At 69.5% G+C, this 13,801-nt stretch carries 12 protein-coding genes; 2 read left to right on the top strand and 10 right to left on the bottom strand.

Annotated features, from left to right (window positions below; translation table 11 throughout):
• Nucleotides 1-3: 3 nt before the first annotated feature.
• The 9 genes from murD to ACKY0X_RS09040 form a co-directional block, all read right to left on the bottom strand.
• Nucleotides 4-1,491, bottom strand: a complete 1,488-nt coding sequence (murD, locus tag ACKY0X_RS09080) for a UDP-N-acetylmuramoyl-L-alanine--D-glutamate ligase (protein WP_409429164.1) — start codon at nt 1,489-1,491, stop codon at nt 4-6.
• A gap of 1 nt (nt 1,492) precedes the next feature.
• The gene (gene mraY, locus ACKY0X_RS09075; RefSeq protein ID WP_409429163.1) at nt 1,493-2,572 is read right to left on the bottom strand and encodes a phospho-N-acetylmuramoyl-pentapeptide-transferase; all 1,080 of its coding nucleotides are present in this window, start codon (nt 2,570-2,572) and stop codon (nt 1,493-1,495) included.
• A complete protein-coding gene (gene murF, locus ACKY0X_RS09070; protein WP_409429162.1) occupies nt 2,569-4,074 on the bottom strand; it encodes a UDP-N-acetylmuramoyl-tripeptide--D-alanyl-D-alanine ligase in 1,506 nt (501 codons plus the stop codon). Before murF ends, mraY begins: the two co-directional genes overlap by 4 nt.
• On the bottom strand, nt 4,071-5,624 hold the full coding sequence (locus tag ACKY0X_RS09065) for a UDP-N-acetylmuramoyl-L-alanyl-D-glutamate--2,6-diaminopimelate ligase (RefSeq protein ID WP_409429161.1): 1,554 nt from the start codon (nt 5,622-5,624) through the stop codon (nt 4,071-4,073). The genes murF and ACKY0X_RS09065 overlap by 4 nt, the downstream gene beginning before the upstream one ends.
• A 107-nt stretch (nt 5,625-5,731) precedes the next feature.
• Nucleotides 5,732-7,729: a peptidoglycan D,D-transpeptidase FtsI family protein gene (locus tag ACKY0X_RS09060; protein WP_409429160.1), complete on the bottom strand. Its 1,998-nt coding sequence runs from the start codon at nt 7,727-7,729 to the stop codon at nt 5,732-5,734.
• The gene (locus tag ACKY0X_RS09055; RefSeq protein WP_409429159.1) at nt 7,726-8,841 is read right to left on the bottom strand and encodes a hypothetical protein; all 1,116 of its coding nucleotides are present in this window, start codon (nt 8,839-8,841) and stop codon (nt 7,726-7,728) included. The genes ACKY0X_RS09060 and ACKY0X_RS09055 overlap by 4 nt, the downstream gene beginning before the upstream one ends.
• Nucleotides 8,838-10,052, bottom strand: coding sequence for a 16S rRNA (cytosine(1402)-N(4))-methyltransferase RsmH (gene rsmH, locus ACKY0X_RS09050; protein WP_409429158.1), 1,215 nt, complete (start codon nt 10,050-10,052; stop codon nt 8,838-8,840). The genes ACKY0X_RS09055 and rsmH overlap by 4 nt, the downstream gene beginning before the upstream one ends.
• Nucleotides 10,027-10,458, bottom strand: a complete 432-nt coding sequence (mraZ, locus tag ACKY0X_RS09045) for a division/cell wall cluster transcriptional repressor MraZ (protein ID WP_024440488.1) — start codon at nt 10,456-10,458, stop codon at nt 10,027-10,029. Before mraZ ends, rsmH begins: the two co-directional genes overlap by 26 nt.
• Nucleotides 10,459-10,773: 315 nt before the next feature.
• Nucleotides 10,774-11,175 (bottom strand): DUF3040 domain-containing protein, encoded by a 402-nt coding sequence (locus ACKY0X_RS09040; RefSeq protein WP_046283782.1) that lies wholly within the window; start codon nt 11,173-11,175, stop codon nt 10,774-10,776.
• A gap of 239 nt (nt 11,176-11,414) precedes the next feature.
• On the opposite strand from ACKY0X_RS09040, the gene ACKY0X_RS09035 reads away from it, so the two are divergent.
• Together ACKY0X_RS09035 and ACKY0X_RS09030 are read left to right on the top strand one after the other, a co-directional pair.
• Nucleotides 11,415-12,041 carry a GNAT family N-acetyltransferase gene (locus ACKY0X_RS09035; protein WP_409429157.1) on the top strand — a complete coding sequence of 209 codons (627 nt, stop codon included), beginning with the start codon at nt 11,415-11,417 and terminating at the stop codon, nt 12,039-12,041.
• 54 nt (nt 12,042-12,095) lie between these two features.
• A complete protein-coding gene (locus tag ACKY0X_RS09030; protein ID WP_409429156.1) occupies nt 12,096-12,788 on the top strand; it encodes an LppM family (lipo)protein in 693 nt (230 codons plus the stop codon).
• Nucleotides 12,789-12,791: 3 nt separating this feature from the next.
• Here ACKY0X_RS09030 and ACKY0X_RS09025 read toward each other — a convergent pair whose 3' ends face one another.
• Nucleotides 12,792-13,685, bottom strand: a complete 894-nt coding sequence (locus ACKY0X_RS09025) for a mycobacterial-type methylenetetrahydrofolate reductase (protein ID WP_409429155.1) — start codon at nt 13,683-13,685, stop codon at nt 12,792-12,794.
• Nucleotides 13,686-13,801 lie beyond the last annotated feature (116 nt).

Raw genomic sequence — 13,801 nt, 5'->3', positions numbered from 1 at the left:
CGATCACACCGATCCTGCCGCGGACCGTGCGGCGGCGGCGAACGCGTCGCCCCGGGCGCCGTAGCCGGCGAACTGGTCGAAGGATGCCCCCGCCGGAGCCAGCAGCACCGTGTCCCCGGGCCGGGCCAGGTCGCGGGCGGCGGCCACCACCGCTGTCATCACCCGTGACCCCAGCGTCTCATCGGCCCCATCAGCTACTCGCTTCACATGAGTAACTGGAGACACAGCAGTATCACCCATATCAATATCCTCGCCCGTCACAACGTGGACGACGGGGACATCCGGTGCGTGTCGTGATAACGCCTTGGCAACCTCGCCGCGATCTCGGCCGATCAGCACGGCCCCGGCCAGGTGAGCAGCGATTCTGGCGACGGTCGGTTCGATCGAGGCGCCCTTGAGCAGTCCACCGGCCACCCAGATCACCCGCGGGTGGGCCAGCACCGACGCCTCGGCCGCGTGCGGGTTGGTGGCCTTGGAGTCGTCGACGTAGCTGATCCCGCCGTCGACCACAACCAGTTCGGCGCGATGCCGCCCGACCTGGAACGACGCCAGCGCCTCGGCGATCGCCTGCGGGGGCACGTCGACGCTGCGGGCCAGCGCGGCGGCCGCCAGCGCGTCCAGAATCCCGACCGGGCCGGGCACCGGTATCGACGCCGCCGGGGCCAGCGCGACCTCGTCGCCCCCCGCTGCCACAAAGGCCCGGTCCACCAGCATGCCGTCGATCACGCCGAGCTCGCCGGGCGCCGGTTCGCCGAGCCGGAAACCCACTTTGACCGAGGCGGGCGCGGTGTCGCGCAGCGCCGCGGCAGGGGCGTCGTCCATGCCGACCACCGCGACCCGGCCGGCCAGCGCGCGGGCCTTGTCGGCGGTGTAGGCGGCCATGCTGCCGTGCCAGTCCAGGTGGTCCTCGGCGATGTTGAGCACCGCGCCGGCCTCGGGGCGCAGCGACGGGGCCCAGTGCAGCTGGAAGCTGGACAGCTCGACGGCCAGCAGTTCGGATTCATGCGGCGGTCCCAGCACGTCCAGCACGGGGCTGCCGATGTTGCCGCACACCTGGGCGCGCCGGCCCGCGGCGGACAGCATGGCGTGCAGCATCGAGGTGGTCGTGGTCTTGCCGTTGGTACCGGTCACCACCAGCCAGCGCCGCGGCGGCCCGTAGTGGCCCGCGGCGTCGAGCCGCCAGGCCAGCTCCACGTCACCCCAGATCGGCACACCGGCCGCCGCGGCCGCGGCCAACACCGGTGTGTCCGGGCCGAATCCGGGACTGGTGACCACCAAGGTGTAGCCGCCGATCTGCGCCGCGGCTTCCGCCGGGCTGCAGGTGGTGACCTCGGAATAGGCGCCCAGTGCGGCCACGTTGTCGTCGCACACCGTCACGTCCAGCCCGAAGGGCGCCAACGCCTTCACGATGGCACGGCCGGTGATGCCGGCCCCAGCGACGAGCACCCGCGCGCCGGCGGACAGCACGCCCAGCCCCGGTTCGGGCGTCATCTCAGCCGCCTACGGCGGTGAACCACTCGCCGTAGAACATGGAGACGCCCAATCCGCAGGCGATGGCGGTGAGCAGCCAGAAGCGGATGATCACGGTGGTCTCAGCCCAGCCGGCCAACTCGAAATGGTGATGGAACGGGGCCATCCGGAACACCCGGCGGCCGGTGCTGCGGAACGCCACGATCTGGACGACCACCGAGGTGATCTCGGCGACGAAGAGCCCCCCGAGCACCACCGCGAGGATCTCGGTGCGCGTGGTGATCGACATGCCGGCGATCACGCCGCCCAGCGCCAGCGAACCGGTGTCGCCCATGAAGATCTTGGCCGGCGCGGCGTTCCACCACAGGAATCCGATGCAGGCGCCGGCGGTCGCGGCGGCGATCAGCGCCAGGTCCAGCGGGTCGCGCACGTTGTAGCAGCCCAGCCCGGGTGCGATCGCGCAGGCGTTGCGGTGCTGCATCACGGTGATCAGCACGTAGGCGGCGCTGACCATTGCCATGGATCCGGCGGCCAGGCCGTCGAGGCCGTCGGTGAAGTTGACCGCGTTCGACCAGGCGCTGACGATCAGGATCACGAACAGCACGAACACCGCCGCGGGCAGTGTGACGGTGGCGATGTCGCGCACATAGGACAGTTGCAGGCTGCCCGGGGTCAGACCGGAGCTGTTGCGGAAGCACAGCACCAGCAGACCGAACAGGGTGGCCGCGGTCACCTGCCCGACGGTCTTGGCGGTCTTGTTCAGACCGAGGTTGCGCGACCGCCGGATCTTGATCAGGTCGTCGAGGAAGCCGACGCCGCCCAGCGCGGTGGCCAGCCCCAGGACCAGCAGGCCCGACGCCGTCGGCCCGGTGCCGTAGAAGACCAGGCCGGCCAGTTCAGCGGCCAGGTAGCCCGCCCAGATCCCGGCCACGATGGCCACACCGCCCATCGACGGGGTGCCGCGTTTGCTCTGGTGGCTGGCCGGTCCGTCCTCGCGGATCTCCTGCCCGAATCCCTGCTTGGTGAACACCCGAATCAGCACGGGGGTCAGCAGGATCGCGACCAGCAGCGCGACACCGGCGGCGATGAGGATCATTATCATCGGCGATCTCCTGGGTCTTCGCTGGTCAGCGCGTCAGCCAACGCGGTCAGACCCGCGGAGTTCGACGCCTTGACCAGTACCACGTCCCCCGCCTGCAGTTCGGCGCGCAACAGAGCTAGGGCGGCATCGACGTCGGGCACCGCGGTGGCTTCGGCGCCCCAGGATCCCTCCATCACTGCGCCGTGCAGCATCGCGCCCATCGATCTCCCTACTCCGACGACAATGAGACGAGACACATCTAAGCGCACCGCGAGCCGGCCGATGCGGTCATGCTCAGATATCGCGTCCTCGCCGAGCTCAGCCATCTCTCCCAGCACCGCCCAGCTGTGGCGCTTCTCCCCCGGATTCTCACCGCGGGCGATCCAGGCCAGCGCCTGCAGCGCCGCCCGCATGGAGTCTGGGTTGGCGTTGTAGGAGTCGTCGATTACGGTCACGCCGTCGGCGCGGGTGCTGACGTGCATCCGATGCCCCGATGCCGGTCCGGCACCGGCCAGCGCGTCGGCCACCTGTTGCGGGGTGGCACCGCATTCCAAGGCCACGGCAGCGGCGCACAGTGCGTTGCCCACCTGGTGATCGCCCGAGACTCCCAGCGACACAGCCACTTCGCCGGCCGCACCCTCGGAGTGCAGGGTGAACCGCGGGCGGGCCAGTTCGTCGAGCACCACCGGCCCGGCCCACACGTCGGCGGGAGCGGAGCGGCTGACCCGCACCACTCGTGCGACGGTCTTGTCGGCCATCGCGGCCACCGCCGAGTCATCGACGTTGAGGATCACCACGCCGGATTCCGGAACAGCTTGTGCCAGCTCGGCTTTGGTCGCGGCGATAGCCTCGCGGGAGCCGAACTCGCCCAGGTGGGCGGTCCCGACGTTGAGTACCACCGCGATCTGCGGCGGGGCGATCGCCGCCAGCGCCGCGATGTTGCCGCGATGCCGGGCAGACAACTCCAGGACCAGATAGTCGGTGTTCTCGTCGGCCCGCAGCACCGTCCACGGGTGGCCCAGCTCGTTGTTGAACGATCCAGGCGGGGCGATCACCTCCCCCAGTGGCGCCAGCACCGTGGCGATCAGGTCCTTGGTGGAGGTTTTGCCCGACGACCCGGTCACACCGACGATCGTCAGTCCCTGGGCAACCAGGGCGGCGGCCACCGCGGCGGCCAGTTTGGCCAGTGCGGCCAGCACCGCGGCACCAGATCCGGCCTCGTCGTCATGCTCGAGCGCACCGGATCGACTGTCGGATGCGACCGGCTCCACAACGATGGCGGGGACCCCGACCGGGCGGGCTGCCAACACCGCCACCGCGCCGGCATCGATCGCCGACGCCGCATGGTCGTGGCCGTCGGCCCGGGCGCCGGGCAGCGCCAGAAACAGTGCGCCCGGGGTGATCCGGCGGGAGTCGAATTCCACGGTGCCGGTGATGACGGTGCGCTCGGCCTGCTCCGGGGTGATGTCGGCCAGTCGGCCGCCGACGATCTCGGCGATCTGCGCGACGGTCAGCGCGATCATCGGTGCTCCTCGCGCGCTTCCAGCGCCTGGGCCAGCTCCACCCGATCATCGAACGGCTGGGTGTGCCCGGCGGCGGTCTGCCCGCTCTCGTGTCCCTTGCCCGCGATCAGCACCACATCCCCGGGCTGAGCCCAGGCCACCGCGTGCTCGATCGCGGCTCGCCGGTCACCGATCTCGACCACCTGGGCAGGTCCCGTGGCGGCACCGGTCAACACGGCGCGTCGGATGTCGGCGGGGTCTTCCCCGCGCGGGTTGTCGTCGGTGACCACGACCAGGTCGGCGGACTCCGCTGCAATCCGGCCCATCGGTTCACGTTTGCCGTGGTCGCGATCGCCGCCGGCGCCGAACACCACGACCAGCCGCCCGGTGGTGTCGCGCAGCTCTTGGCGCAGGGTCGCCAGCACCGCCGCCAACGCCCCGGGCTTGTGCGCGTAGTCGACCAGGGCCAGGAAGCCCTGACCACGATCGATCGACTCCATTCGTCCCGGCACCCGCGCCTCGCGCAGGCCGGGGGCCGCCTGCTCCGGCGACACTCCGACCGCGTCAAGAATGGCCAGCGCCACAAGGCAATTGGCCACGTTGTAGTCGCCGGGCAGCCCGATGCCGATGGGGTGGTGCACACCGGCGGGGTCGACGGCGATGAACTCTCGTCCCCGGGATCCGCCCGCGCTCACCCGTTCCACACCCCAGTCCGCGGGGCGGCCCGTCGCGCTGACGGTGACCGGCGCGCTCGCCCGCGCCGCCATTGCCGCACCGGCGTCGTCGTCAATACAGACCACCGAGCGGGCGGCGTGCAGCGGCGACGCCGGATCGAACAGTCGGGCCTTGGCCTCGAAGTAGTCGGCCATGGTCGGGTGGAAGTCGAGATGATCGCGGGACAGGTTGGTGAAGGCGCCCACCGCGAATCGGGTGCCGTCGACCCGGCCCAGTGTCAGGGCGTGGCTGGACACCTCCATGACCGCGGTGTCCACCCCGCGCTGCGCCATCGCGGCCAGCAGTGCCTGCAGGGCCGGCGCTTCGGGGGTGGTCAAGGCGCTGGGCAGGTCGACGCCGTCGATGCGCACACCGACCGTGCCGATCAGTCCGGCGGTGCGGCCGGCGGCCCGCAACCCGGCCTCGACCAGATAGGTGGTGGTGGTCTTGCCCGACGTCCCGGTGATCCCGATGACGGTGACCCGATCGCACGGATGCCCGTAGACCTGCGCCGCGAGTTCACCCAGCACGGCGCGGGGCTCCGGATGAACCAGGACCGGTAAGCCGGGTAGCGCTGCACCGTCGGCGATCTCGGCGGCCCCGGCCCCGTCGGAGAGCACCGCGACCGCACCCCGGGCGACCGCGTCGGCCGCGAAGCGTGCACCGTGGGTTGTCGCGCCGGGCAGCGCCGCGAACAGGTCACCGGGTCGGGCATCCTGGGCGCGCAGGGTCACCCCGGTGATCGGCAGGTCCGGAACCGCCTCGCCGGCTACCGCGACCGCCCCGATCTGGGCGGCGAGCACCCGCAGCGACGTGCCTGCACCGACGTCGGGGCGCAGAGCAGCAGGCACCGCCATCACCTCCATCCGCTGCGGCCGGGTCGTCCGGATCGGCCCTGAGACTACCTAGGCGGGCCGGGTCCACTGCGCAGGCGATCCGGCTTGACCGACGGCGGGTCGTGGGACTACATCGCCTGCAGGACCAGCGGCGGTCCCGGGTCCGGCGACAGCGGCACATTGTGACGCTGCAGCAACCACCCGGCGATGTTGTGGAACAGCGGCGCCGCCGAGGTGCCCGGCGACCCGTCCGCGGCGCGATGGGGGTTGTTCATCATCAGGCCGATGACGTAACGCGGATTGTCCGCCGGCGCTATCCCCGCGAAGGTGATCCAGTAGACGTCGTCGTAGTAGCAACCGCACGCCGGGTTGATCTGCTGTGCGGTACCGGTCTTGCCGGCGATCTGGTAACCGTCGACGGCGGCCTGCCATCCGGTGCCCTGCTGAACACCGGTCGGATCACGTTGCACCACCGAGCGCAGCATGTTGCGCACGGTCGCCGCGGTCTGCTCCGAAACCACCCGGACTCCTTCGGGCCGAGGTTCCTCGGCGCGGCTGCCATCGGGGGAAATGGTCGCCTTGATGATCCGCGGCGGAATCCGCACGCCGTCGTTGGCGATGGCCTGGTACATCCCGGCCATCTGCAGCAGCGTCATCGAAAGACCCTGGCCGATGGGCAGGTTGGCGAAGGAGCTGCCGGACCATTGGTCCACCGGAGGTACCAGCCCGGCGCTCTCACCGGGCAGAGCGACACCGGTGCGCTGGCCGAGCCCGAACTTCTCCACCATGTCGAACCAGCGTTCGGGGCCCACTCGTTGCGCCAGCATCAGGGTGCCGACGTTGGAGGATTTTCCGAAGATCCCGGTGATGGTGTACGGCGCGACGCCGTGCTCCCAGGCGTCGCTTACGGTGATGTCGGCGACGTTGATCGATCCTGGTACCTGCAGGACGTCGTCGGGATGCCCGAGGCCGTATTCGATGACCGAGGCGGCGGTGATGATCTTGTTCACCGAGCCCGGCTCGAACGGTGAGGACACCGCCAGGTTGCCGAGCTGGCGGTCCTCCTGGCGCCCGATGTCTTGGGAGGGGTCGAACGTGTTGTCGCCGGCCATCGCCAGCACCTCACCGCTCTTGGCGTCCAACACCACGGCCGTGACATCGTGTGCGCCGGTGACGTTCTTGGCCTGCTGCACCTGCTGCTGGACGTAGAACTGAATGTCGTCGTCGAGGGTGAGCTGGATCGTCGACCCGTTGACGGCCTTGTGCCGGTTGCGGTAGCTGCCCGGGATGACCACGCCGTCCGAGCCGCGGTCGTAGGTGACCGACCCGTCCGTTCCGGCCAGCACGGCATCCATCGAGTCCTCCAGACCCAACAGTCCGTGGCCGTCCCAGTCGATGCCGCCGATGATGTTGGCCGCCAGCGACCCACCCGGATATTGGCGCAGATCCTGCCGCTCGCTACCGACCTCGGGGCATTTCTCGGTGATCACCTCGGCCACCGCAGGGTCAACGGCACGGGCGAGATAGACGAAGGTCTCGTTGCTGCGCAGCTTCTTCAGCAGGGCTGCGGAGTCCGGCTTATTGCCGAGGCGGGTGGAGATCTCCTTGGCGATCTGCTGCAGCCGCAGCTGCGGATCGGGGGCCGACGGATCCTTCTTCTTGGCGTCGGCGAGCTGCTTGCCGATCTTGACCGGCTGGAATGACAGCGCCCGGGCCTCGATGGTGAAGGCGAGCTTGTCACCGGTGCGGTCGATTATGTCGCCGCGCATCGCCTGCTGGACGTCGGTGACCTTGAGTTGTCCGGCGGCTTCGGCCCGCAGCCCGGAGGCCCGAGGCACCTGCAGGTAGAACAGCTGAGCTGCCGACAAGGCCAGCACCAGGAAGATGACCGCGTTGCCGGTGCGGTGCCGGAACACGAACGAAGCGCTACGCAGTCCCACCTCGGTGGCCTGGCGGGTACGACGCTCGCGCGCCGAATGTCCGGTCGCGGTAGTCGCTTTGGGCGCCTTAGCGGATTTGGCCGGCTTGGCCGGCGAGGTGGCGGATCGGCGGGCCTTTCGCGAGGCAGCTGCGGTCGAGCCGTCGGCGCGACGTGCCGGACCGGTTCCCCGCGCGGGCCGTCTCATCGCGCGACTCCTCCGGCCACCGGCGTCGCCAGGACTTCCGGCGGCAGCGGGGGTTGCGGAGGCAGGACGGCCTCGGGCGGCAGCACCGCCGCCGGAGGCAGGACCGACGCCGGCGGAAGGGTTCCGCCCACCGGCAGCACCGTCTCGGGCGGCACCACCGACCCGGGCGGCAAAGCGACGGGCGGCAAGGCGTCAGACGGGACGGCCGGTGGTGTCGCCAGCGGCGGGATGTCTTGCGCGCCAGGCCCAGGCAACGGACCGGCCGGCGGCACGCCGGGAACGCCCGGCAGGCCCGGAATGATCAGCGGCGCACCGGGCACGCCCGGAGCCGGCGGGACGGCGGCGGGCAGGTGGCGGCTGTCGAGCTTGGGCCCGGCCGGGGGCACCCGAACCGGCACCTCGACCGGTGGTGCCACATCGTCGGGCAGCTTGGTGTTCAGCGGCGGCGGCGGCGCACCCTCGGCGGGCTTCGGTGTCCCGACGACCACCCAGTTGCCGATCGGGTCCTGCACCAGATGCGCGGTGTCGCGGCTGGGGATCATGCCCAGTTCGCGGGCCGCCTCGGCAAGCGCGGGTGCGGATTCGGCGGTGAGCACGTCACGCTCGAGCGCTTCCTTCTGCTGCATGAGCACCCGGTTGCGCTCCCGGATGTTGCCCAACTGGTAGGACCGCTCGGCGGCGTCCGTCGACAGCCACAGGGTGATTCCCAGCCCGATGCCGAGCGCCCCGATGATCAGCACGACGAACGGAACCTTGGCAGCCAGCGTGCGCGGCCGCAGGTCGACCGAGGCCAGCCGAGCGATCAGACGTTCGCGCAACGGGACGCGTACAACCTTGGGCGCCTTGGCCTTACGGGCCTTCGCCCGCGCCTTGGCCTGCTTGGTGTTCTTCGGCGGCACCGGCCGGGGGTCCGGGCGAAGCGACGCCGCCTTCTGCGGGCCGGTGCGCGACCGCGCCTGGAGACCCGCCGCGGGCGTGGTCCCACGCTGCCGCCGCGGGCCCCGGGCCTGCGTCTGCTCGGTGACCCGCCGCGCGCCGGTGCGCGTTGCGCTCTCGGGGTTACGGCGACGGTCGCCCTGCCGTGCCGTGGGCTTGCGCTTGGTCGCCATCACTTCCCCCTCGATGCCACGATCGGGCCGGCCTGGACCCGCTCAACCGCACGTAGCCGGACCGAGCCCGCTCGTGGGTTGCGCTCGACCTCATCCGCCTCGGCCTTTTCGGCGCCCCGCGTCAACGTCGTGAACTTCGGTTCGTCGCCGGGCAATTCGACCGGGAGCCCGACCGGTGTGCGAGACGCGGTGGCCGCGGCGAACTGCTGCTTGACGATGCGGTCCTCTAACGACTGGTAGGACATCACCGCCACGCGTCCACCCACCGCCAGCGCATCCAGCGCCGCGGGCAATGCGTCTCGCAGTGAGTCCAATTCGCCGTTGACCGCGATGCGCAGCGCCTGGAACGTGCGCTTGGCCGGGTGTCCCCCGGTGCGTCGCGCCGGCGCCGGAATCGCTTCGTAGAGCAACGCCGTCAGTTCCCCGGTCGAGGTGAACGGGGTCTGGGCCCGGCGGCGCACGATGTAGGAGGCGATCCGCGATGCGAAACGCTCCTCGCCGAAGCGCCGCAGGATGTCGGTCAGCGCGGCCGCGTCGTAGGTGTTCACGATGTCGGCGGCGGTGAGTTCGGCCTGCGGGTCCATTCGCATATCCAGCGGCGCATCCTGCGCGTAGGAGAATCCCCGCTCCACCCGGTCGAGCTGCATCGAGGACACCCCGAGGTCGAACAACACCGCAGCCACCGACCCGGTTGCGGCCAAGCCGGATTCGGCCAGCGCCGCGGGAATCCCGTCGTATCGGGTGCGGACCGTCTGGAGCCGATCGCCAAAGCGGGCCAACCGCGCCCCGGCGATCTCGAGTGCGGTGGTGTCGCGGTCCAGGCCGATGACTCGCAGGCCGGGGAACTCGCTCAAGAACCGCTCGGTGTGCCCGCCGGCCCCGAGGGTGGCGTCCACCAAGGTCGCGCCCTGGCCGTCGGGCGACTGCCTGGTCAGCGCCGGAGCCAGCAGCTCCACGCAACGGTCCAGCAGGACCGGCACATGTCCGAATTCGCCCTGTTCGGCCACAGCAATACCTCCCTGTTGCGGCCAATGAATTGCACGATCGATCGGTCTCCGGGACCCACGGCGTGCGACCCGGCTGCAGGCGGCCCTTGCCTCGAGGTCCCTGCCCGACGGCGCGAACCTGACGTTGGGGAAGTACGTCAGGGTCGGTTCGGACAGAGGCCACGAGGCACGGGCGCGCGCCTCAGATGATGTCGCTGAGTGCTTCATCGCTGGCCGCGGAGAAGTTCTCTTCGTGTGTCTGTTGGTAGTCGCTCCAGGCCTGCGCGTCCCAGATCTCCAGGTAGTCGACCGACCCGATGACCACGCATTCCTTGGACAGGTTGGCGTAGCGACGGTGGTCGGGCGACAAGGTGATCCGGCCCTGGGCGTCGGGGTGCTGTTCGTCCGTGGCGGCGGCCAGGTTGCGCAGGAATGCTCGCGCGTCCGGGTTGCTGCGCGAAGCCTTGGCCGCCCGGCGGGCCAACTGCTCGAACTCCGCGCGGGGATACACGGCCAGGCTGTGGTCCTGACTCTTAGTGACCATCAACCCTCCCGCCAGCGCATCGCGAAACTTCGCGGGCAGTGTCAGCCGCCCCTTGTCGTCGAGCTTGGGCGTATAGGTGCCGAGGAACATCGGCCACCTCCCGCCATGTCGACTTCGCAGCCCACGATACCCCACAATCCCCCACTACGCACCATTTACTAGGTCGATTCCACCCCTTTGCCCCACTAGATGGGCCATAGTGCCATCCGAGCACGCGAAAAAGGGCCCCACTGGTCGCCAAACGACCAGTTCAGAGCCAATGGAGGCAAAGTGGGGCGAGGTGGGGTACCTGCACTGAAGCGCTGCCCCCGGGACGGGTCACCGGAGCTGCCGCGCGCACAAAGGCCAAGAAAAAAGGGCAGCCGATCGGCTGCCCTTTCACATCACACGTGCCGCTGGTTCGGCCTAAGGCTCGAACCGGCGACGGAAACGGTCTTCCATCCGGCTGGCGAACGTACCGCCGCCCTTGACCCGCCGCTGCGAACTCCCGCCCGGCTTGGCCGCACCGTCGCGGCTTGCGGTCGCGTGGTTACCGGTGATGGCGAACACCACTCCACCGAACATGACCACGAATCCCAGCACGCTCAGAATCAGGAATGCCGAATTGACGGTGGTCGCATAGATCGGGATACCGGAGACCAGCATCACCAGACCGACCACGAACAATGTCATGCCCTGCACCCGCCGGCGGGTGGTCGGGGTACGCAGAGCGCCGCCGCGAACGCTGGAAGCGAACTTGGGGTCCTCGGCGTACAGCGCGCTCTCGATCTCGTCGAGCATGCGCTGTTCATGATCGGAGAGTGGCATTCGTCCCTCCTTGCCGACGGCCGCTCATATCATTGCCCACGGCGCAATACGGACTGGTGCGGGCAACTAACACTGATAATACGAGGTAGGCCTGCGCCGTACCACAGGCTTCACCAGCCGATTGTAGCGGCGGTCCGGCGATGTCGAACCACAACGGCCGACGCCATAGGGCCCAACCCGGATAATAGGACTCCGGGCATCGGGCACGCTCCCACTTCTTCGGGAAAGGAACCTGCACGTTGGTGACCTTCCTCCTCGACATGTCGCCGCGCGAAATGGCGGATCACCTCGGTGCGGCCCTGCGCGTCTACGTCACCGCGATGGGCTACCCCCCGGGCACCGAGAGCCAACGTGCCGCCATGTGGCTCGATCACACCCGCCGAACCGGCTGGCGAGCGGTGGCCGCCTTCCAAGACAACAACGACAACGAAGCCGGCCATGTTGGCGAGATTCGTCAGCCGGAGGCCGCGCCGTCCGGATTGAACGGCGCCGAGCTGCTGGGCGTGGCCTACGGCTACTGCGGAGCCCCCGACCAGTGGTGGCAACAGCAGGTGGTGCTGGGCCTGCAGCGCCGCGGCCTGCCCCACCCCGACATCGCGCGCCTGATGGCCAGTTACTTCGAACTGACCGAGCTGCACGTCGCGCCACGCGCGCAGGGCAGCGGCCTGGGTGAGGCCCTGGCACGTCGTCTGCTGGCCGGGCGGCCCGAAGCCAATGTGCTGCTATCCACACCGGAGACCAATGGCGAAGGCAACCGTGCCTGGCGGTTGTACCGGCGGCTGGGGTTCACCGACGTCATCCGCGGTCACCACTTCGCCGGCGATCCCCGGCCATTCGCCATCTTGGGCCGCCCACTGCCGTTGTAAGGCCAAGCGCCGCGTCGTCACCGGAGCCGCCGACTGGTCTGGCACGATGACGTCGTGCATGTTCGGCGTTCGCTACGCACCTACCGTCGCCTGGTGGCCCTGGTCGCGCTGCTGTTGATCGCGGTGCCGTTGGCCGGGTGCGTGCGCATCCGGGCCAACATCACCGTCTCCCCCAACGATCAGGTCTCCGGCCAGATCGTCGTTGCGGCCAAGCCGCGCAACGACAACGACACCGGCCCCAAGCTCAGCGCCGACCTGCCGTTCCCGCAGAAGGTCGCGATCTCCAACTACAGCAGGGACGGCTACGTGGGCTCCCAGGCGGTGTTCTCCGATCTGACCTTCGCCGAACTGCCGCAGCTGGCCGAGATGCACCGCGACGCGGCCGGGGTGGACTTGTCGCTGCGCCGCGCCGGCAACCTGGTGATCCTGGAAGGCCGGGTGGATCTCACCTCACTGGGCGACCCGGAAGCCGACGTCGAGTTGAGCGTCGCGTTCCCCGGCGAGGTGACCTCCACCAACGGCGAACGCATCGGCAGCGACACGGTGCAGTGGAGGCTCAAGCCGGGCGTGGTGAGCACCATGAGCGCCCAAGCCCGCTACACCGATCCCAGTACCCGCTCCTTCGCCCATGCCGCGCTGTGGCTGATCCTGTCCACGCTCGCCGCGGCGGGCGCGGTTGCGGCAATCGCCTGGTACGGGCGGGACCGCTCACCGCGGTTCAGCTCCCCCGACGACAGCGCCGGCTGAGGATCAGCGGGTCTGCGGCGACCAGTACTCGAGCATCTGCGCGAAGGTGCGGAATGCCGCCGCGGACACCCCGTAGGTGGCCTCGAAATGGATGCTCAGCGGGAAGCCCAGGTCCGCGACACCGTCGATCACCCGCTTGTACAGGTCGAGCATCAGCTTGCACCGCTGGTCGGGGTCGCTGTCGGCGAGCGTCTTGACGAAGTCCTGTTCGGCGGCCACCGCCGCGTTGCCCGGATCCTGAATCAGCCAGTTGATCAGGCCGATCCGGTTCTCGAAGGACGGCACGAAGCCGAACGACAGCAAGAGCTCCGGGCGCGCCTCACTGTGCTTGGCGAACTCGGTCAAGAACGGCACGATCGCGTCTGAGTACAGCAGCTGGGTCAGCCCGAACGTCGCCCCGCGCTCACATTTGAAGTTGAACCGGCCGATCTCGTCGGCCCGGGTGGGAATCAAGATGACGCCGCGGTTGGCCACGTCGGAGCGGAAGGTCGCCAGCGCGTCGGTCGGCGGCACCCCCGCGCCCTCGCCGTCGGCCATGGTGCGGGGCACGCCGACGAAGACCACGCCCTCGATCCCCGCGCCGGTCAGATCGCCCAGCCGGCTCCGCAGCGCCGCCTCGTCGGAGAACGAGGTGACCTGGGTGCACAACCCGGCCATGCCCGGCAGCTCGGGCCGAATCGCATTCCAGAAGTCCAGCACGTCGAGCTTGGGCTTCATCTCGATCGGGCGATCGTCGTCCTCGTTGATCATCCCCGGCATCAGGATGTGACGGATCCGCCCCTCGAGGCCGGCCTCGGCGGCGAACCGCACAACCTTGTGCGCCTCCTCGATCGTCTGCTCGGGTCCCTTTTCCACGTTGGGTGGGACAAGCTCGAGTGCGACGGTGTTCAAGGTCACGTACCAGCTCCTCATGAAAGACAGTCAGCAGACAGTCAACATTGCCACAGGGCAGGAACGGGCAGCGTTGGCCGCCTCCGGCCGCTACCGGCCGCAGTCCCCCCGGCTGTGGTGGC

Origin of the sequence: Mycobacterium sp. SMC-11, assembly GCF_046250095.1 — a bacterium.
Taxonomy (GTDB): Bacteria; Actinomycetota; Actinomycetes; order Mycobacteriales; family Mycobacteriaceae; genus Mycobacterium; species Mycobacterium heraklionense_A.
Note: the sequence above shows the minus strand (reverse complement) of the source record. Positions and strands in the feature narration are given on the sequence as shown.

Coding starts and splice junctions, on each gene's coding strand:
- rsmH (WP_409429158.1), bottom strand. CDS start 10,052: ATGAAGCACTCAGCGACATCATCTGAGGCGCGCGCCCGTGCCTCGTGG.
- ACKY0X_RS09060 (WP_409429160.1), bottom strand. CDS start 7,729: ATGAGACGGCCCGCGCGGGGAACCGGTCCGGCACGTCGCGCCGACGGC.
- ACKY0X_RS09065 (WP_409429161.1), bottom strand. CDS start 5,624: ATGGCGGTGCCTGCTGCTCTGCGCCCCGACGTCGGTGCAGGCACGTCG.
- murD (WP_409429164.1), bottom strand. CDS start 1,491: ATGACGCCCGAACCGGGGCTGGGCGTGCTGTCCGCCGGCGCGCGGGTG.
- ACKY0X_RS09040 (WP_046283782.1), bottom strand. CDS start 11,175: ATGCCACTCTCCGATCATGAACAGCGCATGCTCGACGAGATCGAGAGC.
- murF (WP_409429162.1), bottom strand. CDS start 4,074: ATGATCGCGCTGACCGTCGCGCAGATCGCCGAGATCGTCGGCGGCCGA.
- mraY (WP_409429163.1), bottom strand. CDS start 2,572: ATGATAATGATCCTCATCGCCGCCGGTGTCGCGCTGCTGGTCGCGATC.
- mraZ (WP_024440488.1), bottom strand. CDS start 10,458: ATGTTCCTCGGCACCTATACGCCCAAGCTCGACGACAAGGGGCGGCTG.